Genomic DNA, 22,455 nt, shown 5'->3' with positions numbered 1-22,455 from the left:
CCGGACGCTTCCCGCCAACCACGCCCATATCAATCTTTACAAGGAGGCTTGTGATGCTGGACTATCCTTCCATGCGCGCCGTGGCGCTCGTGGCCCAGACTGGCAGCTTTGAGAAGGCGGCACAGGTGCTGTGTGTCACGCCCTCGGCCGTTTCCCAGCGTATCAAGCAGCTGGAGGAGCGCCTCGGCGTGGTGCTGATCGTGCGCGGTAATCCTTGCGTGGCGACGGAAAAGGGCGAGTGGCTCTGCCGGCACATGGACCATGTCGGCATGCTGGAAACCGAACTGTTCCGGCAGCTTCCGGTTCTTTCGGAAGCGGGCGCGGCGGCAGAGCGTGTCACACTCAACATTGCCACCAATGCCGATAGTCTCGGCACATGGTTTCTCGACGCGGTTTCGAAATTCACCGGTGGCAGCGACTATCTCGTCAACATCGCGGTGGACGATCAGGACCATACGGTGGAATGGCTGCGCGGGGGCAGGGTGCTCGCCGCCGTCACCGCCCATGCCAGGCCTGTGCAGGGCTGCCGGGTCTTGGCTCTCGGTGTGCTCAGATATCACGCCACCGCCAGCCCGGCTTTCATGGCGCGCCATTTCTCCGATGGCGTCGCGCCCGCCACGCTTGCCCGCGCGCCGGGGCTTACCTTCAACCAGAAGGACAGGCTGCAGGCCAGCTGGATCAAAAAAGCGCTGGGTGAGGATATATCCTATCCCACCCACTGGCTGCCCTCGACCGACGGTTTCGTGAAGGCAAGTCTTGCCGGCATGGGCTGGGGCCTCAACCCGGTGCAGCTGGTGGGAGAGCACCTTGAGGCGGGGCGGCTTGTGGAAGTCGTTCCCGGCACGCCGCTCGATATCCCGCTTTACTGGCAGGTCAATCGGCTCGCCGCTGAACGCCTCGGCACGCTCACCGCCCATGTGGTGGAAACAGCACGGGCGGCGCTTCTTTCCTGAGGCAGATCAAATAGTCTGCCATTCGCTCCAGTTCAACACGCGCGGAATCTGCGGTTTTGCTTCACCGCCAAGAAACGCGATATATTCCAGCGAGTGGCCGTCGGGATCCTTGAAATAGACGCTGGCTGCCGGCATCCATGGAAAGACGACGGGCTCGTCGATCTCCTTTTCGCCGTCAAAACCGAGCGGCGTTACGCCGTTCCGGCGTAGATAGTCCGGTGCGGCGAGAAGCTGATCAAAATCGACGCTGAAGGCGATGTGCAGTCTCATATTGATGGGTGCGGACTGGATGGACCATAGGCCAAGCATCGAATGCCCACGTTCGCCGGTCCAGAAGAACGCCACATTCCGTTCAGGGAATCGTTGTGCCAGCTCCAGACCGACAACATTACGATAAAACTCAACCGAGCGTTCCAGGTTCGAAACCGTCAAATGCGTCTCGAACAATGCTTTTACTTTCACCATTTCCTGTCCTCAATTGCCTTAGCGCTGCGCCTTTCGGGCATTCGCTTTCTTGCAACCGGACTGTGCAACCTCAACCATGATTGAGGTCAAGCACCAAATATGGATTTTTCTAAAGCCGGGTGCAGGCAGCAATCTGGAGGGAAAAACGCCTTCAGCATTATGAGCCAAGGTTGCCAAGCCGTCACCGCCGGGCCGCATCCCCCGGGCCATCCCGCAACGACGCATCCGCAACCTTTTGCGTCGTGACGGTCAAAGGCGCGGCTTCCTTCATCTTCTTGGCGATGGAACGGATGACGCGGGTTGCTTCGGCTGAGAGCGAGCGTGGGCGGGTGAGTGCCGGCATGGCTGGTGCAGCGGTGGCGGATGCGGCAGCGACCTGGGCCGAAGGCTGCGGGCGCGCGCCTGTCGGCAGCGGGTTCTGGATGCCGGGAATGGGGCGCAGCTCCATGCCTTGATGGGCGTAGTCCATAAGCCGCTTGAAGGTCATGGCGGGAAGCGCGCCGCCGGTCATGTTGTTCATCGGCGTGAAATCGTCGTTTCCGAACCAGACCGCCGTGGTGTAGTTGCCGGTGAAGCCCACATACCAGGCGTCGCGGTAAGCCTGCGACGTGCCGGTCTTGCCGCCGGAAACGATGCCGTTTTCAAGCGCGCCGCGCCTGGCCGTTCCCATCACGGGAATGGTGACAAGCATCTGGTTCATCTTCGAATTGGCCTCTTCGGAAAGCACCCGCTTGGCGGGTTCCTCGTCACGGCCGAAATCGTAGAGAACCTTGCCCTCGTAATCCAGCACCTGCTCGATGCCGTGGCGGCGCGATTGCATGCCATCGGCCGGGAACACGGCATAGGCCGTCGCCTGATCGAGAACCGTCAGTTCCGATGTGCCGAGCGGAATGGTCTTGTCGCTGCGCAGCGGCGTGGCGACGCCCATCGCCTTGGCGGTGTCGACGATCACCTGCGTGCCGAGCACGTCTTTGGCGAGACGCACCGGCACGGTGTTGTAGGATTTGGCAAGCGCCACCTGCAACGTCACTTTGCCCGCGTAGGAGCGGCCATAATTCTGCGGAGACCAGCCGCGCCAGGTCACGGGCGCGTCGGAAATCAGCGTCTCCGGCTTCATGCCCTTTTCCATGGCGGCCGAGTAGGTATAGACCTTGAAGGAGGATCCCGGCTGGCGCAGCGCCGCCGTTGCGCGGTTGAACTGGCTTTCGCCGTAGTCACGCCCGCCGACCATGGCGCGCAACGCGCCGCCGTTTTCGATCATCACCATCGCGCCCTGCTTGACGCGGTAGCCCTCGCCATACTCGCGCAGCTCCATTTCCATCGCCTGCTCGGCTGCCTGTTGCAGCCCGGTATCGATGGTGGTGCGCACGACGACGGTATGGTCCTTGAACCTGCCCTGCGCCGCCAGCCGCTGTACCTCGTCAAACGCCCAGTCGAGGAAATAATCCGGGGCCTTCACATCGGCGCGGTCAATGACGGTGGCCGGATTGCGCCGCGCGCCGATCACCTGACCCTCGGTCATCAGCCCGCTCTGCACCAGGTTGGAAAGCACGGTGTTGGCGCGCGCACGTGCGGCGGGCAGGTTGACATGCGGTGCGTATTTAGCCGGCGCCTTGAACAGGCCGGCGAGGATGGCGGATTCGGCAAGCGTGACATCGGTCAGGTTCTTGCCGAAGTAAAATTGCGCCGCCGCTGCTGCCCCGAACGTGCCGCCGCCCATATAGGCGCGGTCGAGATAAAGGCTGAGGATTTCCTTCTTCGACATGTTGGCCTCGAGCCACAGCGCGAGGAAGGCTTCCTTGATCTTGCGCTCAAGCGAGCGCTCATTGGTAAGGAACAGGTTCTTGGCAAGCTGCTGCGTCAGCGTCGAGCCGCCCTGCACGACGCCGCCGGCGCGGGCATTCTCGCTCATGGCGCGTGCAAGTCCGATGAAATCGATGCCGAAATGGTCGAAGAAACGCCTGTCTTCGGTGGCCAGAACCGCCTTGATGAAATGATCCGGCATCTGGTCGATCGGGACGGAATCCTCATGGATGATGCCGCGATGGCCGATGGTGTTGCCGTAACGGTCAAGGAAGGTCACGGCAAAATCACCGCGATAACGCCAGTCCTTCTTGGTCTCCTCAAAGGCGGGCATGGCAAGCGCCAGAAGAACGACACAGCCGGCCGTTCCGAAGGTCAGCGCGTCGCAGGTCAGGTTGACGAGAAGCTTCTTCCAGCCGCGCACATGCAGTTTGCGCGAGGCAATGGTGACGTCTTCCCAGAAATCCACCAGCCTTGCCGCAGCCGTCCACAGGCCGGAGTCGATAAAGCTATCGATTCTCAGCAGGATGTGCCGCTTTTTGCGACCGTTTTTATCGTCTTTTTCTTCCTGCACCTGGCGATGTTTTCCTGTTCAACGCAACGCGGATTGTCGATGTTTCTGCGCTTCATCCAATTCCGGACGCAAAACCATGACATGGTTCTGCTGGAATTGCTTGACGCGGCGGCCTCTCGCGGGTCAATGACCCTTTGCCACTCGCCAAAATGCTAAAATATCGTACAAACCAGCCCTTGGCGATACGATATTAAGGATTAGGGATCGGTTAAACCTTGCCCTCCAAGAGATCAAAATGGAACGGAAATGTTAACGATGAATGACGCGCCGTTCTGGAAAACCAAATCACTGGAAGAGATGAGTGGCCAGGAATGGGAAAGCCTGTGCGACGGCTGCGGCCTGTGCTGTCTGAACAAGCTGGAAGATTGGGACACCGGCGAAGTGGTGTTCACGTCGGTCCGCTGTCAGCTGCTCGACGGCGAAAGCTGTCGGTGCTCCGACTATGAGAACCGCCGCGCCACCGTGCCGGACTGTATCCAGCTGGATTTGAAAAAGGTGCACGAAATCGGCTGGCTGCCGCCCACCTGCGCCTATGCGCTGGTACGCGATGGCAAGGATCTGTACTGGTGGCACTATCTCGTCTCCGGCGACGTGAACACGGTGCATCAGGCTGGCATTTCCGCGCGCGGCCGCACCGTCAACGAGCTGGACGTGGAGGTTGACGATTTCGAGGATTATGTGGTGGACTGGCCGCTCACAGTGGGTGAGACGGCGGGCGAAAAAGAGAATAGCTGACGGAAGTCGCCAATTTTCGTGTTGGTCCTATTCCTGCCCCATCGTTTTCTTAAGGCATGTTTCGGAATAACGGCATGCCTGAAACAAGGGCCGCCGTTCATCCATTCCGGCATATGATCCGCAGAATGCGGACGAGGGACATCAAAACGCATGCGCTATCGGCTGCCCGCCATCGTTCTTTCGTGCATTGCCCTTCAGGGTATTCTGCCGCTTTCCGCCTCCGCCCAGCAATCGCAGGCTTTTGAATGCACGCTGGTCACCTCCATCGAGACCGGCGCTGTCATCAACCAGCAGGGCGCCTGCGATCAGCGCGTGGCGCCGGCCTCCACCTTCAAGGTGCCGTTGGCGCTGATTGGTTATGACGCCGGCATCCTGCTGGATGACAAGACCCCCGCATGGGACTGGAAACCCGGCACGGAAGCCCGCGCGCAGGACCGCAAGACGGTTGATCCGACCATATGGGAGCAGGATTCGGTGCTGTGGTATTCGCGCGAACTCACCCGCCGCCTCGGCCCGGAAAAATTCGCCGCCTATGTCAAACGTCTGGGTTACGGCAATGCCGATGTCTCGGGTGAGCCCGGCAAGAATAACGGTCTCACCCATTCCTGGCTCGGCGCTTCCCTGACCGTTTCCCCGGTCGAGCAGGTGGGCTTCATCCGCCGCCTTCTGGCCGGAAATCTGCCGGTTTCGCGCGACGCGCAGGCAAAGACGCGGGCGATCGTGCCGGTGTTCGATGCGCCGGAGAGCTGGAGCGTGCACGGCAAGACCGGCACGGGCTTCATGCGCGACGAAAAAGGCAACCCCGACCGAAGCCGCCCCTTCGGCTGGTTCGTTGGCTGGGCGGAGCGCGAAGGCCAGCACATCGTCTTCGCAAGGCTTCGCGTTGCCGACAAGCCGTCGAGTGAACCGCTCGGCCCCGCAGTTCGCGACGCCTTCCTGCGCGATATTGCCCGGCTGGCGGTGCACAGATGATTATACGGCTGGCCAGCCCCAAGGAAAAGCGGACATGGCGGACGCCTCCAACGATGTGATCAAGCTCTATACCGACCATGGGGCCGATTTCGACAGGCTGCGCGGTCGCTCCCTTGCCGAAAAACCCTAGCTGGATCGGTTCACGTCGCTTTTGCCGCAGGGCGGATCCATCCTCGATATCGGCTGCGGTTCAGGCGAGCCGATCGCCGGCTACTTCATCGGCAACGGATATGACGTGACCGGCATCGATACGTCATATCCCCTGATAGAAATTTGCCGCACCAGATTTCCGGAAAAGCGCTGGGTGGTCGCCGATATGCGTGAACTCGTGTTGAGTTGCCGCTTCGACGGGTTGATTGCCTGGCATAGTTTTTTCCATCTGAAGGCCGACGATCAGCGCCGCATGTTCGGTATTTTCCGGCAGCACGCCAATGACGGCGCCGCACTGATGTTCACGGCCGGGCCGGGACACGGGGAAGCGACGGGGACCCTTCAGGGAAAGCCGCTTTACCATGCCAGCCTCGCTTGCGACGAATATGAAAGCCTGCTTGCCGCGCACGGGTTTCGACTTCTCGACCACATCGTCAACGATCCCGATTGCGGTGGGGCGACGATTTATCTCGCCAGACGTGTGGCGGCGTAACTATCGAATTCAGAGCCCTGCCAGGCACTCACGATTGTGTGTGCGATAAAAAATGTCCTTATCCCTTGACCTTCCCATGATGGGAATCCTTACATAGTAGCCATAAACGGGCGAAAGTCGCCCTGAGGGAAGTGGCATTATGAATATCGGACAGGCTTCGGATGCATCCGGCGTTTCCGCCAAGATGATCCGTTATTACGAACAGATCGGCCTCATCACCCCCGCCGCCCGCACCGGCAACAACTACCGTGTCTATGGCGAGCAGGACGTGCATAATCTTCGCTTTATCAAGCGGGCGCGCACGCTTGGCTTCTCGCTGGAGGAGACCGAAACGCTCCTGAAACTCTGGCAGGACAAGAGCCGCGAGAGTTCGGCAGTGAAGGACATTGCGCTCGGCCATATCGCCGATCTCGAACAGAAGATTGCCGAGATGAAGGGCATGGTGAAGACGCTGTCCCACCTTGCCCATTGCTGCGGCGGCGACCACCGGCCGGATTGCCCGATCCTCGATGATCTAGCGGCCGGCGTCGAAAAGGCCGCCCACAAGCCTGCGAAGGCCCACTGACCTTGCAATATCGGCTCGGCGGAAGCAGTCTTTCGCCTTCCGGGCATGGCCTGTTGCCGTTGGCGCTGGAATGATTTGGAAGGATATGCTACTGAGTAGCATCATCTCTTGAAACGGGAGCACCGCCCATGTCCGTCAAGGCATCTGTATCCATTTCCGACCAGCAGGATCTTTTCGCTCGCAGGCTGGTGGAGGAGGGGCGTTACGCCAGCCTCAGCGCCGTGATTCAGCGCGGACTGGAATTGCTTCGGCAGGAAACCGAATTGAAGGACGCCGAGCTTGCCGCCCTTCGCACCTTGCTGGCCGAGCGTGCGCATGGACAGTTCGTCTCCGTCGAAGATGGCAAGACCAGAACTGCAAAGATGATCGCAGCCAAAAAGGCCAGTTATGGCCTTTAAGGTTCTGCGTTCGTCGGAAACGGATCAGGACCTTAGCCTCATTCTGGACCACCTCGTTCAGTCCTATCTCGACCTTGGGGATGCCTTGCCGGGCGCTTTCACCCGGGCCGAGCGGCGTATCGCGTCAATTGAAGCCGATATGGAGGCCCTTCATAAAGCGCCGTTTCAGGGGACTGTGTCGCCGGAGATCTCGCCAGGCATCCGCCGGGTAACGAAAAATCAGGCAGTGTTTTATTTCGATGTCGATGAGAGCGAAAAGACTGTGCGTATTCTCGCGGTGTTCTTCGGCGGGCAGGATCATCTGCGCCATATGCTGAAGCGCATTGCATCCCGCCCCGCCGCCAGTCCCTAAACCTCGTCGAACGCACCGCCTTCGCGCGAGGGATTGCGGTCGATCACGCGCTCTTCCGCGTCATCGGGAAGGGCCTCGTCGCTTTCCTGATAGGGGTCGTCCTCGCTCTCGGCCTCTTCTTCCTCGATTTCATGTTCGATGGACTGCGGAATTTCTCCCTTTGCCGGAAGGGCGTCGATATCGAGATCGAGCAGTTCCTCGTCCATGGCGTCTTCGTTGAGAGGTGTGATTTTCTTGCGGTCCATGGTGGTATCCTTTCTGTCTGGTCATTGCGCAAACGACCGGGGAGGCAGAGGGTTCCTGATGCCTGCAAGTTCGCTCGAGCGGAATAGGTGAAAAGGCGCCTTGACCTCAATGGTGCTTGAGGTTCTAGTTTGCCCGCCGTATCGCAAGAATGGAAAGGATACGGCTTTGACGAGTATGGAAATGACGGAGAAAAATAGCTGGTCGGAATTGCTTGGTGGGGCGAACCTCTCGCTTCTGACCGTCATTTCCTCCGGTATCGGCCTGCATGCCTTCAACCAGTTTGCAGTAGTCACGGCCCTGCCGGTCGCGGTGCGCGAGATTGGCGGCGCGGCCTTCTATAGCTGGGCCTACAGCCTCTATTTCGTCGGTTCCGTGGCAGGCGGTGTCACCGCCGTTCTGTTTCGCGAGCGTTTTGGCGCACGCAGCGTTCTATTCCTGTGCTGCCTTATCTTTTCCTTCGGCTCCGTCATGTCGGCGCTCGCCGACAGCTTTTTATGGGTCGTCATCGGCCGGGCGTTGCAGGGACTTGCCGATGGCCTGATCGTGGCGGTGTGTTACAGCCTCATACCTGCCGGCTTTCGCTCGGCTCTACTGCCGAAGGTCTTTGCCATCGAGGCGGCCATCTGGGCGGTGGCGTCCTTCGTCGGGCCGCTCACCGGCGGGTTTGCCACGGAGCACATCTCCTGGCGCGCCACATTCCTGCTGTCTGCGCCGCTGATCGTGCTGCTGCTGGCCTATACGGCGATTGCGGTCTCGGCGGAACGGTCGGTCGCGAACTCGCGCAAGCCGATGGTGCCGCTGCTCCTTTGCCTTGTTGGCGCATTGGCTTTCTCCGCACCCTCCGCCTTTGAGGATGCCGGTCTGCGCATCATGTCGCTGCTGGTTGGTGCGGCACTGTTGTGGGCGTCGCTGAAGGCGGGCATCCGGCCTTCCACCGGCCTGTTCCCCAGGGATTCCTTCCGGTTGAAAACGGTACTTGGCAGCGGTTTCTGGGTGCTGTTCCTGATGTCCTATGCCCATGCACTCGGCAGCGTCTATCTCGCTTATGTCGCCATCAATCTCTGGCACCATGAGCCGACCTTCGCCGGTTTTATTGTCGTGACGATGCCGCTTGCCTGGAGCTTCGTGGCAATGCTGATCGGCAGCCTGCGTTCGGGCCGCCTGCGGCAGCTTTGCCTGAATTACGGACCCTACCAGATGGTGCCGGGCTGTGCGCTGCTCGGGCTTGGGCTGGCGACGGGGAACTGGCCGGAAATGCTGATCGGGCAGATATTGATCGGTTCAGCTTTCGGCATGTCCTGGGCAGGCATCAGCCAGGCGGCCATGGAAGCCGCGCCGGAAGAGGAGCGCAAGATGACGGGCGCCCTGCTGCCTACGGTCGCGACGCTGGGTGCCGCGGCCGGTGCGGGCGCAAGCGGCACCGTCGCTGCCGCGAGCGATCTCGTTCTGCAGATCGATCGTGCGGATGTAACGATGCCGATGCTCTATCTCTATGGGCTGGGTGTCATCGTCTCGCTTCTGGCGATCCTGACAACCCGCGGCTTGCGAAGCGGACAGCGCTGACGCATCTGCGGCGTGTGTGCCGTTAAGACTGCGTGGTGGCGATGGTGATCGCCGCCAGATACACCACGAAAGCCATGATCGCGACTGCGCCAATAATGATGACGACACCCTTGCCCGCGCGTTTTTTCTCGGTCTTGTTTTCGTTGGCTTCTGTCGGAAACAGGATGGGATCGCGGGAATCGCTGATTTTTGTCATGCCGTTTCTCCTTTGAGCGTTTGCTGCTTATCAACAGCAGATCCGCCAAAAGGTTCCTCACGGACGCAGCGCCCAGCTGGTGGCGTGCACTACAGCCCCCGGCGCTGCCTTGAGGAGCGCTGAACGCACGGGCTCGAAACCCTCTATGCGTTTTGTCCCCACATACCGGCCCCGGTTGGCGAACACTTCGATGGATCCGTAGTCCAGAAAGACGCGGATGTGCGAGGCCCTTGCCCCTCTGGCGATATAGTGCGGCGAGGGGCCATCGCGCCCGTCATCATGGCGGATCCACAGGCCCGTTTCATCGGCGATGAGGCCCAGTGTGACCACGGGATGATCGAGCACCAACTCGAACGGTGTGCCGGGCGAGGCAAGCTCGATCAGCATCTCCACCGCACCGTTGATGAAGGTGACGCGCTCCCCGGCCGCCAGCCGCGTGCGATCGACAATATGGCTTCGCAGGCTTTCCGCCGCACCGATTGGCGGGGTCAGTAGCTCGCCGTTCGAATAGTGGATCCGGCGCGGCAGCGTCATGGATGTCGGGAAATCGATCTCCGGATTGGCATCCGCCCAATTGGCGAGCCAGCCGATGCCAATGATGCTGTCGCCATCCAGAAACGCCTGGAAGGCGTAATTGTCGGTGCCGAAATCCAGCTCCTGCCCGAATTCCTTGGTGAAGACCTTGCCGTCGAACCAGCCTACATCGGCCATGGTCAGGTTCTTGCGGCCGGTTTCAGGGTCTTCGGAATGCATCAGCCCGTAGACCAGAACCCAGCGCGTGGATCGGGCATTGGCCGGGCCGTCGAGCGGCAGAAGGCAGGGGCATTCAATGGCAGTGGTCTTGTAGCGCGTTTCCACCCAAAGCTTGCCCACATAGGTCCAGCCTGACGCCGCCGTCGGGTCCAGCGTCTCGTAAAGCAGGATGACGCCGCCACCGTCGCTCTGACTTCCGAGCAGCATTTTCCAAAGTCCATCCGGGCCGCGAAAGACGTAAGGATCGCGGAAATCCGGCGTCAGCCCCTGTCCGTCCGGGCGATGGCCGAGAATGACTTCGGCCTGTCCGGCCATGATGAGATCGGAAGAAGTGGCGGTGAGCTGGATCTGCTGTTCGGGAATGCGATCCTGCACCTGCTCGGTGAAGAACACGCGGATGCCCGAACCTTCGACCAAAGGAATTGTCGAGCCGGAATAAGCGCCGCCGCGCTTGTCCGGCCGCGTCGTCAGGTCCTCGGAAGGGAAGAGGAAGATCGGCAGATGCCTCCAGCGCAGGTAATCGGAGGAAACCGCGTGGCCCCAATGCATGGTGTTCCAGCGCAGCCCGTGTGAATAATGCTGGTAGAACAGATGCGGCCGGCCTTCGAACCGGCCAAAGCCGTTCGGATCGTTCATCCAGCCGAAGGGCGGGCGGAAGTGGTAGCTGTCAGGCAGTTCCGGTGCGGCATTGTCCGGCTTGGTATGGACGACGGTTATGCCGGTTTCCAGCACGTCGGCGGCGGTGAACCAGTAGATGACGGAAACGGCGGTCGTGACAGTATCGTAGCTCAGTTCCACATGGCCGCCGCCGAAGACCTGATAGATTCTAAATCCGAACTCTTCCGTGTTGAGGCTTGAAACCTCAGCGAATTTTCCATTCGCATTGGAAAAGGAGACGGCACCGGGTTCCGCCGGTTTTTTCGCCTTCAGCCATACATGGAAAGTGGCGTTAACAGGCAGATCGGTGTGCAGGATGCGGATTGCGCTTTCCGGCTCGGCGGCTACGGCTTCAACGACGGTCATTCCCGTTCCTTTCGTTGCGGCTACTTTGGTTCAGGAAACGCAACGAATGGGACGAAAGAAAGTTCAACCGCCAGAGGTTTCGCCGTCGCCAGCCTCGTATTTGCCATCCAGCTCGAACAGCAGCCCGTCTGGATGATAGAAGGTGCGGCCTTCGCCGGAGAAGTAAGCCGCAACGATCTGGTTGGTCAGCCGCGAGCCGAAACCCGTACGCGTCGGCGTCCTGACCGCAGGTCCGTCCGTCTCGCGCCAGCGCAGTTCGAAGCGGTCATCCTCGTCCAGCGTCCAAAAGATTTCGATTTTGCCGCTCTCGTTGGAAAGTGCGCCATATTTCATCGCGTTGGTGGCCAGTTCATAAATGGCCAGAGACAGGCCCAGCGCCTGTTGCGGCGCGATTTCCATGTCCGGTCCGGAAATCGTTACGCGCGCCTTGTCGTCGAGATGCGGATAAACGGACTCGCGGACAAGCGCGGAGATGCTGGCACCCTTTCCCGAAGCATGAATGAGGTTCTGGGCGTTGCCGAGTGCGGCGATACGTCTTTTGATGGTGTCGCGCGCATCCTCAAGCGTCTGCGAATGGCGCAGGGTGGCGCTGACGACCGCCGTGGTGATCGCCATCGTATTCTTGACCCGGTGGACGAGTTCGCGCCGCAGAAGATCCTCCCGGCTGCGGCCCTGCACCGCTCCGGTCGTGTCGACGGCTATGTCTATCAGCCCTGCGATCTTGCCCTGGTCGTCGTAAAGCGGGCTGTATGAAAAGGTCCAGTAGGTGTCTTCGGGGTAGCCGTTGCGGTCCATGACGAGATGCATGTCCTCGGCGAACGTGCCCTTGCCGGAGAGTGCCTGATCAACGAAGGGTTTCACATCGTTCCAGACATCGGACCAGATGATGTGAAACGGCTTGCCGAGCGCACCCTCTTCCTTCAGCCCAAGAAACGGGCGGTAGGCGTCGTTGTAGACGATGTTGAGGTCAGGCCCCCAGAACAGACAGATTGCATGGCCTTGCTTGAGGATCATCTGCACGGTGGTTTTGAGTGATACCGGCCATGTCTCTATCGGCCCCGTGCTTGTCGACGCCCAGTCGAAGCGGCGGATGGCCTCGCCCATTTCACTGTCGTCATAGGGGAACTCTGGCACGAATTTATCCTGCTTGCATTGCGGCTCATTCATTGGATGTTTGTATGTTCAAATATACCTGAAGTTCAAATTGATTTTTCCAAACTCCGCTGCGGCTTCCCGTAATTGTGGCTATTCACCCCTCGCAACCGGGCGGAAAAAGGGCCATATCAGGTAAAAGCAGGGAGTTTACCCGTGATCAGATTCGACAATTCCTATGCCCGCCTGCCGGAAAGGTTCAGCGCCGCCGTCTTGCCAACGCCGGTGAAGGCGCCACGCCTCATCGCCTTCAATCGGGCGCTGGCAGACGAGCTTCTTCTCGACGTCTCAGGCCTCGACGACGACAGGCTGGCGGCGATCTTTTCCGGCAATGTGGTACCGCAAGGGGCCGAGCCGCTGGCGATGGCCTATGCCGGCCACCAGTTCGGCGGTTTCGTGCCGCAGCTCGGCGATGGTCGTGCCATTCTTCTCGGTGAAGTCATCGACAAACACGGCAAACGTCGGGATATCCAGCTGAAGGGCTCCGGCCCGACGCCGTTTTCGCGAAGGGGCGACGGGCGCGCGGCGCTCGGCCCGGTGCTACGCGAATATATCGTCTCCGAGGCAATGTTCGCGCTCGGCGTTCCCGCGACAAGGGCGCTCGCCGCCGTCCTGTCCGGTGACAGGGTGCAGCGCGAGGTGGGTCTGCCGGGCGGGGTTTTCACCCGTGTTGCGGCAAGCCATATCAGGGTCGGCACCTTCCAGTTCTTCGCCGCGCGCGAGGATGATGAGGGGATCAGAAATCTTGCGGATTATGTGATTGACCGCCACTATCCCGAAGTGAAAAACGCGGACAATCCCTATCTCGCCCTGTTGCAGGGCATCGCTCAGAGGCAGTGTGAACTCATCGCCCGATGGATGATGGTTGGCTTCATCCACGGCGTGATGAATACCGACAATATGGCGATCTCCGGCGAGACGATAGACTTCGGTCCATGCGCCTTCCTTGACGAATACAATTCGAACAAGGTGTTCTCCTCCATCGACGCACAGGGGCGCTACGCCTTCAACAATCAGCCGGGCATCGCCCAATGGAACATTGCAAGGCTGGCGGAATGCCTGTTGCCGCTGCTTGACCCTCAGGTGGAGAAAGCAGCCGAACTCGCAAACGCCGTGCTCGCTGATTTCGCCGCCGCGTTTCCCAAGCGCTGGCTTGCCGGCATGCGCGAAAAGCTTGGCCTGACGGGCGAAGAGGAGGGCGATATCGAGCTGGTGCAGGCGCTTCTTTCGCTGATGCAGGCATCGGAAGCCGATTATACGCTGACCTTCCGGCGTCTTTCTCACGCGGTAGAGGGCGATGCCGAGCCGTTTCGCGGCATGTTCATCGATATCGCGGCGGCGGATGCATGGCTGGCGCGCTGGCAGGAGCGGGCCGGGCGGGAAGAAGTTTCTGCCTCCGAGAGGTCGCGGGCGATGCTCGCCGTCAACCCGGCCATCATTCCCCGCAACCACCGCATCGAGGAACTGATCGAGGCGGCGGTGGAAGACGGCGATTTCGAACCGTTCCACGCCATGCTGGCGGCGATTGCCACGCCATTTGAGGAACGGCCGGACAATTTCGTCTACATGCAGCCGCCGATGAGCGATGAGAAGGTGTTTCGGACCTTTTGCGGGACGTGATTTGGGAGAGGCATTCCGCCGCTCGTCGTCATGCTCGGGCCTGTCCCGAGCATCTGCGACCTATCGATTTCGTGAGACGTTAGATCCTCGGGACAAGCCCGAGGATGACAGTGTCGGGGCAGATTGCTCCCCTTAACTCACCCAACCCGGGCCAGCGGCTCATGCGCGCCGTAATATCTTCCAAACCGGTTTTCCAGGAATTTCGGCAGGGCCACTTCTTCCTGCCGGACAAACCCCTTCTGCGGCAGGGCGCCTTCCGCAAGCAGGTCGAGAACCGTGCAGATACCGGCTGCGGTGGTGATCTGGATTGCGCTCATCATCCGGCCGGCAACGGGGCCGGCATAGACCTTGTTGGCATATGTTTCCTGCAGGAAACGGCCGTTGCGGGTGCCGCAGACGGTGACGAAGACAATGACCACGTCCTGCATGGTGCCGGGCAGGGCGTTTTCGAACAGGTCCTTCAGCACATCGCGGCGGTTGCGCAGGTTGAGGTCGTTCAAAAGCGCCTTCATGATCGCGACATGGCCGGGATAACGGATGGTGCGGTAATTCATCGTCCGCACCTTGCCTTCCAGCGTCGCACATAGCGTGCCGAGGCCGCCCGAGGTATTGAAGGCCTCATAAGTCACGCCGTCGAGCGAGAACTCTTCGCGCTCTTCCAGCGCCGGAACGGCGGTGAGGCGGCCTTCGACGATGGCTTCGCAGGGCTCGATATACTCGTTGATCAGCCCGTCCGTGCTCCAGGTAAGGTTGTAGTTGAGCGCATTGGACGGATATTGCGGCAGCGCGCCGACACGCATGCGCACGCTGTCCAGCTTGTCGAACCGGGCGGCAAGATCTGCGGCGACGATGGAAATGAACCCGGGGGCGAGGCCGCATTGGGGAATGAGCGCTGTCTCAGCCGTTTCCGCCAGTGCCTTTACCTTGCGGGTGGATTCGACGTCTTCAGTCAGATCGAGATAATGCGTGCCGACTGTAACCGCAGCTTCCGCAATGCCCGCCGTCAGGTGGAAGGGGGCAGCGGAAAGCACGGCAAACTTGCCTTTCAACAGCGCTTCCAGCGCCGGACGGTCGCCAATGTCGACGATTTCAGTATCGACACGCTCATGCGCCGGCACATTCGTCAGCTGGTCTGCCGAGCGATCGGCAACCGTGATGCGATAATCGCCGGTGACAGCCAGCATCCAGGCGATGGCTGAACCGATATTGCCCGCGCCGATGACGACGATGTTTTTCATGTTTTTGTTCCCCGCAGTAAATTTATATGCCTCTGCGCACCGGATGCGCTTCATAGACAGAATGCCAGCTTTTTTGGACGATTCGCAGCTTCACTATGTGCGGATAGCGGGTTAATATTGGACAATTAGACGACAGGATTGGTCATTATGACGATTGCCGACAAGGACCGGGCGCTGCTCGCCCTGCTTTCCGAAAACGCCCGCATGCCGGTGGCGGAACTGGCCCGCAAACTTGGCCTTTCGCGCACCACCGTGCAGGCTCGCATCGAGCGGCTCGAGGCCGAAGGGGTGATCGCCGGTTATGGCCTGAGACTTTCGGAAAGCTATCTTTCGGGGCTGGTGCGCGCCCATGTGCTGATCACCATCGGGCCAAAGGCGCTGCCCGGCGTGACGGCGGCGCTCACCGCCATCAAGGAGGTGACAACGCTGCATTCGGTCAGCGGTACTTTCGACCTGATCGCCATTCTGGCAGCACCTTCCATTCTCGACCTTGACCGGTTGATCGACAGGATCGGCGCGCTGGACGGCGTGGAACGCACGCTATCGTCGATCATTCTTTCCACGCGGATTTCGCGGTAGGCGTTGGAGGGTTTGGCAGGCGAAAGGCGGACGAGTGCGCGCAATGCTCTCGTCTCCCTCATTCCTTTGACAAGCACAGAAATCAGGAAGGTGGGGGCTTGCCTTACCCTAACCCACCCCTCTCGTCATAAGCCTTCTGCGCCGCCAGCACCGCGTCCATATTGCCCTCCGCCCAGTGGGCCAGTGCCGCAACCGTGTCGGTCAGCGTGCGCCCGAGCGGCGTCAGGGAATATTCGACCGTGAGCGGCACCGTCGGAAAGGCCTGCCGCGAAATCAGGCCGTCGCGCTCGAGCTTTTTCAGCGTCTGAGACAGAACCTTCTGCGAAATGCCCTTGATTTCCCGCCGCAGCAGGTTGAAGCGCACCGCGTCCACCCGCAGCTTGTCGAGGATCAGCAGCGCCCATTTGTCAGCGATCCTGTCCAGCACCATGCGTGTGGGGCAGCGATCCTCGTAAACGTCATAGACATGTTCCATCGTCTCATCCCGCTCTGAAAAGCCCGGGTAGGTTTCCTTGAGGATACCAGATAACCGGAAAGTGCTCTCTTTTCCTGATTTCGAATACGCAGTACGTATGTTTTCGAAACATGGTTTCTACTAGATACTACGGAGATTTGAGATGACTGGCAAGATACTCGTAATCGGTTCCACCGGCACCATCGGCACGCCGCTGGTAAAGGCGCTTTTGGCCAGGGGCGAAAGCGTGAAAGCGGCCTCGCGCACCGGCAAGGCAGCCGAAGGCGCGGAAGGGGTGCGCTTCGATTATACCGACGCCTCGACCTACACGGATGCCTTCGATGGCGTCGATCGTCTGTTTCTGATCCTGGCTGGCGGGCGTCTGGATGCAATCGACGCGCTGACACCGGTTGTCGAGGAAGCTGCCCGCCGCAATGTGAAGATCGTGTTCCTCAGCGTCTTCGGCGTCGATGCCGACGATTCCATTCCCTATCGCCAAGTGGAACTGAAGATCATCGCTTCCGGCGCGCCTTACGTCATTCTGCGCCCCAACTGGTTTGCCGATAATTTCCACACCTACTGGAAGGCCGGCATCGAACACGGCCAGATCGCCGTTCCGGCAGGCGAAGGCAAGTCTAGCTTCATCGACGTGCGCGACATCGCCGACAGTGCAGCGGCAGCGCTGACCTCGACGGCTTTCGACAATAAGGCGTTCAACCTGACCGGGCCGAAGGCTTTCAGTTACGGCGAGGCGGCCGCGATCATCTCGCAGGCCATCGGCAAGCCGGTCGGCTATAGCGCGGTTTCGGACGATGTTTTCATCGGCATTCTGACCGGCGCTGCCGTTCCGAAGGATTACGCCGCCTTCCTCGCGTCGATCTTCTATCCGGTGCGCGAAGGCTGGACGTCGGCGGTCACCGGTGATGTCGAGACTTTGACCGGCCACGCACCGCGCTCGCTGGAAACCTATGTGGCCGACCATGTGGCCGCGCTGAAGGACTGACGCTCAGAAACGACACGCCCGTCGCGTCACGCCGGATCGGTGGAGCCGCGGCGGGCCTTGAACAACATCTTGAGCCGCTGGATATCATCCGCATTCCAGCCCTGCGGTGCGGTTACCTCCATCCACGCATCGATATAGTGCTCCGGCGCGTAGACATGGCCGTAACCGATCGGCGCCGTGGTGGCGGCGGCAACATCAAGACCGAGCTGCAGCAGGGTCACGACGGGGAACCAACGGAAGGATGTGGAGACGTCAGGGCCGTGATGAACCATCCATTGCGGTCGCCGGTAAAGCGATGCGGCCTCGAAGAAGGTGATCGGGTCGCTGGCATATTGCAGATAGACGATGCGCATCGGCCCCCACTTCGCATCAGGCATATGCGCAGTGGTATATTGGTTGGCGAAGCGGATGACCGAGGAATCGCGGAAACGCGGCAGCCATTCCGGCGTACCCGCCACGCGCCCATTGGTGGCCATGCGCCATGTGGGGCTGGAAAAGGGCGGACCGCTCCACAGCGCACCCTGGAACGGGTCCGAGAGCACATCGTAAAGATCGGATGATTTCTGCGAGTTCAGCGAACCGAGGCTCAGCCCGTGCAGATAGAGTTTCGGGCGCGTTTCCTTCGGCAGGGTGGTCCAGTAGCCGTAGACGGCCTGAAACAGCGCGCGCGCCGTTTCCACACCGTAATCCGGTTCCGTCAAAAGCGCGATCCAGCTGGAAAGATAGGAATATTGCACGGCAACGCTGGCGATATCGCCGTCATGCAGATATTCGACCGTATCAAGCGCTTCCGGATCGATCCAGCCGGTGCCGGTGGGAATGACGACCAGCAACACCTTGCGCTCGAACCCGCCAACCCGCTTCAGCTCCTCCAGCGCAAGTGCTGCCCTTTCCTCGGGCGTTGCCGCAGAATTCAGGCCTGCATAGACCCTGAGCGGTTCCCTGGCCGGGCGGTGGGTGAAGGCGGAAATCTCCTGTGCCTCCGGCCCGCCGGCCACGAATTCGCGGCCTCTGCGGCCAAGCGATTCCCATGTCATCAGGGAAGCGCTGCTGCCGGTTTTGAGCGCATCGGAAGGGCGCGGTACATCCGGCTCGATCAGCGCATCCACCTGTTTCAGCGAGGAATCGGCAAACTTCAGGCCGATATCGAAGATCAGACCGTTCAGCAGCATCCATGACAGCACGATGGCGGCGGCTATACCGAGCACATTGGCGAGCCGGCGCGGCAGGAAGTGACGGCTGCGCACCGAGAAGAATCGCCGGATGAGCTGGAAAAGCCGTCCAGCGCCGATGAGGAGGGCGGAGACCAGCACCGCAACGCCGCCGGTCTTGGTGGGGTGGGCGCTGGGCAACGGATCTAGCTCCATCAGGATACGGATGGAATTCTGCCAGTCTTTCGCCTGCCAAAGAAACGCGATCGCCGTTATCGCGCTGGCAAGGGCGATGAGAAAGCGGATGCTGCGCCGGTTATGGCGCGAGGGGTGGGGCAATTCCAGGTAGGTCCAGATGGCGGTGAGCGCCACGCCGATCAGATAACCGATGGCAAAGGAAAATCCGCACAGCACACCTTGCATCAGCCATGTGCGCGGCAGAAGAGACGGCGTGAGCGAAGCGCAGAACAGAATAGTGCCAAAGACGATGCCGGTTGCCGAAAGACCCGCAAACAACCGCCCAACCCATTGTTTCAACAACTTGACTTGCCCCTTTTTCCCGCCGTCTGGCACGAGTGTAGTATGCGGCGGGCGAGGGTGCAAACCCTGTTCGAAGGATAAAAATCACAATCATAGGAAAATAATCCTTTACAGCGTGACGGTGGTTTGATAGGTTTAGGTCACAGTCGGAGATTTGCGGCTGAGCGGCAAAGGTCGGTTTAGCCGATGCTCTTTCCGCGACACGTCATTTCTCTCGCAGGTCCACCTCATGGCAAATATCTGCAATTGCGATCTGGCGCTCCACGGCGTCTGGCAGGAAAGCTGCGCCTATGGCGGCGAGGGCAGGCTGGAGGCCGCACCCGAGATAAAATCGCGGGCCGACAAGCTGGCTGCCGAAGATGCGGCGCGCAATGGCAATCTGCGGCAATTGCTGAACGAGCTGACGGTGGAGATGCGCGAACAGTTCTGCATGTACCGCAACCTGCGGCAGACAAGCGAAGCGGCATTTTTATCAACGGTGGAGGATGCCTCGGGCAAACAGGCGCGCGCCGACGTGAAGGCCGCAACGGATCAGCTTTCGCTGATTGTGCGCACACTGGAACGGATCGATGCCCTGCAACGGGTGCTGGCAGAAGAGAGGCAGGCTCTTGCCGGCGAGGACGAAGCCGATACCGAAGATTACGAAATGGCGGTGGCGCATTTCCTCAAACGCATCGACGAACTGGCGGAACAGAAATGCCACGCGAGGCTGGAGGCCGATCTGGCTCGTAGTGCATCTACAGAAGCTGACACATGACGGATGTTTCGAGCGAACCCCAACTGCAAAAGCAGGTCTTCACCCTTCTGCGCGACTGGCGTTTCATCGGCAACCTGCCGCAACAGCCGCCCGAGGGTGACTGGCGGACGTGGCTTCTGATCGGCGGGCGCGGATCCGGCAAGACCCGCGCCGGGGCCGAATGGGTGCACAGGATTGCGTCCGCCGGCAAGCAATCTGATCTGCGCATCGCGCTTGTTGCGGAAACCCTGGGGGATGCCCGTGAGGTGATGATCGACGGCATTTCCGGCATCTGCCGTATCGCCCGCCGTTGCCGCCCCGCCTTCGAGGTATCGCGCCGCCGGCTCATTTGGCCAAACGGGGCCATGGCGCAGGTGTTTTCCTCGGAAGACCCAGAAAGCCTGCGCGGCCCGCAATTTCACATGGCTTGGGCCGATGAACTTGGAAAATGGAAATATCCGCAGGAAACCTGGGACATGCTGCAATTCGGCCTGCGTCTTGGTGAGGCCCCACGGCAATTGGTGACGACGACGCCACGGCCCATTCCCCTCCTGAAGGCGCTTCTCGCCGACACTTCGAGCCGGGTGGCCAAAATGCCAACGGCGATGAATGCGCAAAATCTCTCACCGGGTTTCCTGAAAGCCATGCACGACCGTTACGGCGGCACGCGGCTGGGGCGTCAGGAAATCGGCGGCGAACTGATTGATGAGCGCGAAGGCGCGCTGTGGAAACGTGCCGATCTGGAAGCAATTGTGGAAACCGACCATGAGTCGCTGGCGCGGATCGTGGTCGCGGTAGACCCGCCCGCCGGTATCGGTGAAAATTCCTGCTGCGGCATCGTGGCGGCCGGGCTTGGCATATCAGGCAAGTTGGTCGTGCTTGCGGATTGTTCGGTGGAAGGTGAAACACCGGGCGGCTGGGCGCGGGCCGTTGTCGCCGCCGTTCGCCGTCATGAGGGCGACCGGGTGGTTGCGGAAGTCAATCAGGGCGGCGAGATGGTGCGGGCAATGTTGCAGAGCATAGACGCCAATCTGCCGCTGACCCTGGTGCGGGCAAGCCGGGGCAAGTTCACCCGCGCCGAGCCGGTGGCGGCACTCTACGAACAGGGCAGGGTACGCCACGCCGCACGGTTTGAAAAACTAACCGACCAGATGGCGGATTTCGGACCTGACGGCCTTTCATCCGGACGCTCGCCCGACCGGCTGGATGCGCTGGTCTGGGCAATAACGGCGTTGACGACGACTGTGGCGAGTGAGCCGAGGGTGCGCGGAATGTGATATAGGCGCTAATTGGCCCCATGAATGAGAGCCAATTGCCTATCTAGCCGATGCATATTGGTTCTTCTCCCCGACGGGGAGAAGAAATCCGGGTCGCCGTCAACGCCCAAAATCGGACGTCTGGCAGATCCTACTTCTTCGGAGACTGCGTGGGTTTCGGCTGAGAACCGGTTTCGCGCATCTGGCGCCACTCGTTTTCAAGCCGGTCATAAACGGTCTGGGGGATTGTCGCTGTCATGGTGGCATTCCTCCTTGAATGGTCAACGCTGCGGAAGTGCGCGGTGAATGGAGTTAGCGCGCTAAGGTTCCGCAACTCAAGGAATTTCTTACCTCAAAACCCCGGTCAGCGGATTAAAATCGATTAGGATTTTTTCAAATCGATTTAGTTCTGACGGCCGTCATGTGGAAAAAACAAAGGGTGATATCGCCCCCGATTTTCAGGAGCCGGCTGTGGCCTATGACGAGGCGCGATTCTTCGCGTCGGTGCGAATTTCCATCTACGGTGGTCGCCTGCGAGCTGCACAGCTTGACGGGACGAAGACGATCCTGGCCGGCTTCGGCAAGGCTCTGCCGGGCGGTGATCCCCGCTGGCTCGCCTACATGCTAGCCACCACTTTTCACGAGACGGCTGCGACCATGCAGCCGGTGCGCGAGACATTGGCGGCAAACGATGCCGAGGCGATCGCAAGGCTGGACCGGGCTTTTGCAGCAGGCAGGCTGCCAATGGTGCGCAAACCCTATTGGCGGCCAGACGCCGACGGCAAAAGCTGGCTCGGACGCGGTTTCGTGCAACTGACGCATCGCCGCAATTACGAGGCCATGTCGCAGCTGACCGGTGTGGACCTTCTGGCGCGTCCCGAGCGCGCCATGGAACCTGATGTGGCAACCGCGATCCTGATCCACGGCATGGTAGCCGGCAGCTTTACCGGCCGGAAACTTGCCGATGTCTTCGAGGGCAAGCGTGAGGATTGGGAGGGTGCGCGCGCCATCATCAATGGCCGCGACCGGGCGCGGCTTGTCGGGGACTACGGCCGGGCATTTCATCGCGCCCTTTTGGCGGCGCGGATTGAACCGGCGCGGGCCAGATGATAACTCGTTAGCAAGCGCCGCAAGGGCCATATTCGAATTTTGCATGACAGGTGACACCGTGATCCGCCATATCGTTTTTTTCACCGTTCCCGAGGAAAACCGCGACGCCGTGCGCAAGGGGCTCTCCGGCCTCACCGCCATACCGCATTCGCTGAAGCTGGAAATCGGCGAGAATGTGAAGAAGGACCAATGGGGCAATTCGGTCGATTTCATCGTTTATGGCGAGTTCGAAAACGAGGCGGCGCTCGCGGCCTACAAGGCCGACCCCGCTTATGATCTTTCGACGCGTACGGTGAAGCCGCTGCGCGAGACGCGGGTTGCCGCTGATTTCAACAGCGATACGGCAGTGAAAGCGCCAATCCGGTAAGTTTCGTC

Annotated in this window: 23 protein-coding genes and 1 pseudogene; 15 read left to right on the top strand and 9 right to left on the bottom strand. The window is 60.3% G+C overall.

Going from position 1 to position 22,455, the window contains the following annotated elements:
- The first annotated feature begins 53 nt into the window (after positions 1-53).
- Positions 54-953 (top strand): LysR family transcriptional regulator ArgP, encoded by a 900-nt coding sequence (locus T18_RS04780; protein ID WP_038490321.1) that lies wholly within the window; start codon positions 54-56, stop codon positions 951-953.
- Between the two features lie 6 nt (positions 954-959).
- On the opposite strand, the gene T18_RS04775 is transcribed toward T18_RS04780, so the two are convergent.
- Positions 960-1,418: a VOC family protein gene (locus T18_RS04775; RefSeq protein WP_019564096.1), complete on the bottom strand. Its 459-nt coding sequence runs from the start codon at positions 1,416-1,418 to the stop codon at positions 960-962.
- Between the two features lie 181 nt (positions 1,419-1,599).
- Entirely contained in the window at positions 1,600-3,795 is a 2,196-nt protein-coding gene (locus T18_RS04770; protein WP_013635720.1) for a transglycosylase domain-containing protein, read from the bottom strand.
- A 255-nt stretch (positions 3,796-4,050) separates the two neighbouring features.
- Between T18_RS04770 and T18_RS04765 the strand changes: the two genes are divergently transcribed.
- The 6 genes and pseudogenes from T18_RS04765 (at position 4,051) to T18_RS04740 (ending at position 7,460) form a co-directional block, all read left to right on the top strand.
- Positions 4,051-4,530 (top strand): YcgN family cysteine cluster protein, encoded by a 480-nt coding sequence (locus T18_RS04765; protein WP_019564095.1) that lies wholly within the window; start codon positions 4,051-4,053, stop codon positions 4,528-4,530.
- A 150-nt stretch (positions 4,531-4,680) separates the two neighbouring features.
- Positions 4,681-5,502, top strand: a complete 822-nt coding sequence (gene blaOXA, locus T18_RS04760) for a class D beta-lactamase (RefSeq protein WP_003512067.1) — start codon at positions 4,681-4,683, stop codon at positions 5,500-5,502.
- A gap of 34 nt (positions 5,503-5,536) precedes the next feature.
- A pseudogene (locus T18_RS04755) lies at positions 5,537-6,145 on the top strand (class I SAM-dependent DNA methyltransferase).
- Positions 6,146-6,284: 139 nt separating this feature from the next.
- Positions 6,285-6,710, top strand: a complete 426-nt coding sequence (gene cueR / locus T18_RS04750) for a Cu(I)-responsive transcriptional regulator (RefSeq protein WP_003512071.1) — start codon at positions 6,285-6,287, stop codon at positions 6,708-6,710.
- A gap of 128 nt (positions 6,711-6,838) precedes the next feature.
- Positions 6,839-7,108: a type II toxin-antitoxin system ParD family antitoxin gene (locus tag T18_RS04745; RefSeq protein ID WP_038490324.1), complete on the top strand. Its 270-nt coding sequence runs from the start codon at positions 6,839-6,841 to the stop codon at positions 7,106-7,108.
- Positions 7,098-7,460 (top strand): type II toxin-antitoxin system RelE/ParE family toxin, encoded by a 363-nt coding sequence (locus T18_RS04740; protein ID WP_038490327.1) that lies wholly within the window; start codon positions 7,098-7,100, stop codon positions 7,458-7,460. The genes T18_RS04745 and T18_RS04740 overlap by 11 nt, the downstream gene beginning before the upstream one ends.
- Here the strand turns inward: T18_RS04740 and T18_RS04735 are convergent.
- On the bottom strand, positions 7,457-7,705 hold the full coding sequence (locus tag T18_RS04735) for a hypothetical protein (protein ID WP_003512073.1): 249 nt from the start codon (positions 7,703-7,705) through the stop codon (positions 7,457-7,459). The genes T18_RS04740 and T18_RS04735 overlap by 4 nt on opposite strands.
- A 175-nt stretch (positions 7,706-7,880) precedes the next feature.
- Between T18_RS04735 and T18_RS04730 the strand changes: the two genes are divergently transcribed.
- A complete protein-coding gene (locus tag T18_RS04730) occupies positions 7,881-9,269 on the top strand; it encodes an MFS transporter (protein ID WP_162163078.1) in 1,389 nt (462 codons plus the stop codon).
- 22 nt (positions 9,270-9,291) lie between these two features.
- Here the strand turns inward: T18_RS04730 and T18_RS04725 are convergent, their stop codons facing one another.
- The 3 genes from T18_RS04725 to T18_RS04715 form a co-directional block, all read right to left on the bottom strand.
- A complete protein-coding gene (locus tag T18_RS04725; protein WP_003512077.1) occupies positions 9,292-9,465 on the bottom strand; it encodes a hypothetical protein in 174 nt (57 codons plus the stop codon).
- Between the two features lie 57 nt (positions 9,466-9,522).
- Positions 9,523-11,241: a glycoside hydrolase family 32 protein gene (locus T18_RS04720; RefSeq protein ID WP_038490330.1), complete on the bottom strand. Its 1,719-nt coding sequence runs from the start codon at positions 11,239-11,241 to the stop codon at positions 9,523-9,525.
- A 63-nt stretch (positions 11,242-11,304) separates the two neighbouring features.
- On the bottom strand, positions 11,305-12,375 hold the full coding sequence (locus T18_RS04715; protein ID WP_233284935.1) for a sensor histidine kinase: 1,071 nt from the start codon (positions 12,373-12,375) through the stop codon (positions 11,305-11,307).
- Positions 12,376-12,552: 177 nt separating this feature from the next.
- Between T18_RS04715 and T18_RS04710 the strand changes: the two genes are divergently transcribed.
- On the top strand, positions 12,553-14,013 hold the full coding sequence (locus T18_RS04710; RefSeq protein ID WP_038492730.1) for a protein adenylyltransferase SelO: 1,461 nt from the start codon (positions 12,553-12,555) through the stop codon (positions 14,011-14,013).
- A gap of 137 nt (positions 14,014-14,150) precedes the next feature.
- On the opposite strand, the gene T18_RS04705 is transcribed toward T18_RS04710, so the two are convergent.
- Positions 14,151-15,251 (bottom strand): saccharopine dehydrogenase family protein, encoded by a 1,101-nt coding sequence (locus T18_RS04705; protein ID WP_038490336.1) that lies wholly within the window; start codon positions 15,249-15,251, stop codon positions 14,151-14,153.
- Positions 15,252-15,398: 147 nt separating this feature from the next.
- On the opposite strand from T18_RS04705, the gene T18_RS04700 reads away from it, so the two are divergent.
- Entirely contained in the window at positions 15,399-15,830 is a 432-nt protein-coding gene (locus tag T18_RS04700; protein ID WP_003512084.1) for an Lrp/AsnC family transcriptional regulator, read from the top strand.
- Positions 15,831-15,933: 103 nt separating this feature from the next.
- Here T18_RS04700 and T18_RS04695 read toward each other — a convergent pair whose 3' ends face one another.
- The gene (locus T18_RS04695) at positions 15,934-16,305 is read right to left on the bottom strand and encodes a winged helix-turn-helix transcriptional regulator (RefSeq protein WP_038490339.1); all 372 of its coding nucleotides are present in this window, start codon (positions 16,303-16,305) and stop codon (positions 15,934-15,936) included.
- Positions 16,306-16,447: 142 nt separating this feature from the next.
- Here T18_RS04695 and T18_RS04690 point away from each other — a divergent pair, with 142 nt between their 5' ends.
- Positions 16,448-17,287, top strand: a complete 840-nt coding sequence (locus T18_RS04690) for an SDR family oxidoreductase (RefSeq protein ID WP_038490342.1) — start codon at positions 16,448-16,450, stop codon at positions 17,285-17,287.
- 26 nt (positions 17,288-17,313) lie between these two features.
- Here T18_RS04690 and T18_RS04685 read toward each other — a convergent pair whose 3' ends face one another.
- Positions 17,314-18,954 carry an alpha/beta hydrolase gene (locus tag T18_RS04685; protein ID WP_013635730.1) on the bottom strand — a complete coding sequence of 547 codons (1,641 nt, stop codon included), beginning with the start codon at positions 18,952-18,954 and terminating at the stop codon, positions 17,314-17,316.
- 253 nt (positions 18,955-19,207) lie between these two features.
- Between T18_RS04685 and T18_RS04680 the strand changes: the two genes are divergently transcribed.
- The 4 genes from T18_RS04680 to T18_RS04665 all read left to right on the top strand — a co-directional run bounded on the left by T18_RS04680 (position 19,208) and on the right by T18_RS04665 (position 22,447).
- A complete protein-coding gene (locus T18_RS04680) occupies positions 19,208-19,735 on the top strand; it encodes a hypothetical protein (protein ID WP_038490345.1) in 528 nt (175 codons plus the stop codon).
- Positions 19,732-20,991 carry a DNA-packaging protein gene (locus T18_RS04675; RefSeq protein WP_038490348.1) on the top strand — a complete coding sequence of 420 codons (1,260 nt, stop codon included), beginning with the start codon at positions 19,732-19,734 and terminating at the stop codon, positions 20,989-20,991. Before T18_RS04680 ends, T18_RS04675 begins: the two co-directional genes overlap by 4 nt.
- 450 nt (positions 20,992-21,441) lie before the next feature.
- On the top strand, positions 21,442-22,080 hold the full coding sequence (locus T18_RS04670) for a chitinase (protein WP_038492733.1): 639 nt from the start codon (positions 21,442-21,444) through the stop codon (positions 22,078-22,080).
- Positions 22,081-22,123: 43 nt separating this feature from the next.
- Positions 22,124-22,447, top strand: coding sequence for a Dabb family protein (locus tag T18_RS04665; protein WP_003512096.1), 324 nt, complete (start codon positions 22,124-22,126; stop codon positions 22,445-22,447).
- The last annotated feature ends 8 nt before the right edge of the window (positions 22,448-22,455 follow it).

Origin of the sequence: Rhizobium sp. TBD182 (genome assembly GCF_001950375.1) — a bacterium.
GTDB classification, from domain to species: Bacteria; Pseudomonadota; Alphaproteobacteria; order Rhizobiales; family Rhizobiaceae; genus Agrobacterium; species Agrobacterium tumefaciens.
Note: the sequence above shows the minus strand (reverse complement) of the source record. Positions and strands in the feature narration are given on the sequence as shown.

Coding starts and splice junctions, on each gene's coding strand:
- T18_RS04780 (WP_038490321.1), top strand. CDS start 54: ATGCTGGACTATCCTTCCATGCGCGCCGTGGCGCTCGTGGCCCAGACT.
- T18_RS04775 (WP_019564096.1), bottom strand. CDS start 1,418: ATGGTGAAAGTAAAAGCATTGTTCGAGACGCATTTGACGGTTTCGAAC.
- T18_RS04765 (WP_019564095.1), top strand. CDS start 4,051: ATGAATGACGCGCCGTTCTGGAAAACCAAATCACTGGAAGAGATGAGT.
- blaOXA (WP_003512067.1), top strand. CDS start 4,681: ATGCGCTATCGGCTGCCCGCCATCGTTCTTTCGTGCATTGCCCTTCAG.
- cueR (WP_003512071.1), top strand. CDS start 6,285: ATGAATATCGGACAGGCTTCGGATGCATCCGGCGTTTCCGCCAAGATG.
- T18_RS04745 (WP_038490324.1), top strand. CDS start 6,839: ATGTCCGTCAAGGCATCTGTATCCATTTCCGACCAGCAGGATCTTTTC.
- T18_RS04740 (WP_038490327.1), top strand. CDS start 7,098: ATGGCCTTTAAGGTTCTGCGTTCGTCGGAAACGGATCAGGACCTTAGC.
- T18_RS04735 (WP_003512073.1), bottom strand. CDS start 7,705: ATGGACCGCAAGAAAATCACACCTCTCAACGAAGACGCCATGGACGAG.
- T18_RS04730 (WP_162163078.1), top strand. CDS start 7,881: ATGGAAATGACGGAGAAAAATAGCTGGTCGGAATTGCTTGGTGGGGCG.
- T18_RS04725 (WP_003512077.1), bottom strand. CDS start 9,465: ATGACAAAAATCAGCGATTCCCGCGATCCCATCCTGTTTCCGACAGAA.
- T18_RS04720 (WP_038490330.1), bottom strand. CDS start 11,241: ATGACCGTCGTTGAAGCCGTAGCCGCCGAGCCGGAAAGCGCAATCCGC.
- T18_RS04705 (WP_038490336.1), bottom strand. CDS start 15,251: ATGAAAAACATCGTCGTCATCGGCGCGGGCAATATCGGTTCAGCCATC.
- T18_RS04700 (WP_003512084.1), top strand. CDS start 15,399: ATGACGATTGCCGACAAGGACCGGGCGCTGCTCGCCCTGCTTTCCGAA.
- T18_RS04695 (WP_038490339.1), bottom strand. CDS start 16,305: ATGGAACATGTCTATGACGTTTACGAGGATCGCTGCCCCACACGCATG.
- T18_RS04690 (WP_038490342.1), top strand. CDS start 16,448: ATGACTGGCAAGATACTCGTAATCGGTTCCACCGGCACCATCGGCACG.
- T18_RS04680 (WP_038490345.1), top strand. CDS start 19,208: ATGGCAAATATCTGCAATTGCGATCTGGCGCTCCACGGCGTCTGGCAG.
- T18_RS04675 (WP_038490348.1), top strand. CDS start 19,732: ATGACGGATGTTTCGAGCGAACCCCAACTGCAAAAGCAGGTCTTCACC.
- T18_RS04665 (WP_003512096.1), top strand. CDS start 22,124: ATGACAGGTGACACCGTGATCCGCCATATCGTTTTTTTCACCGTTCCC.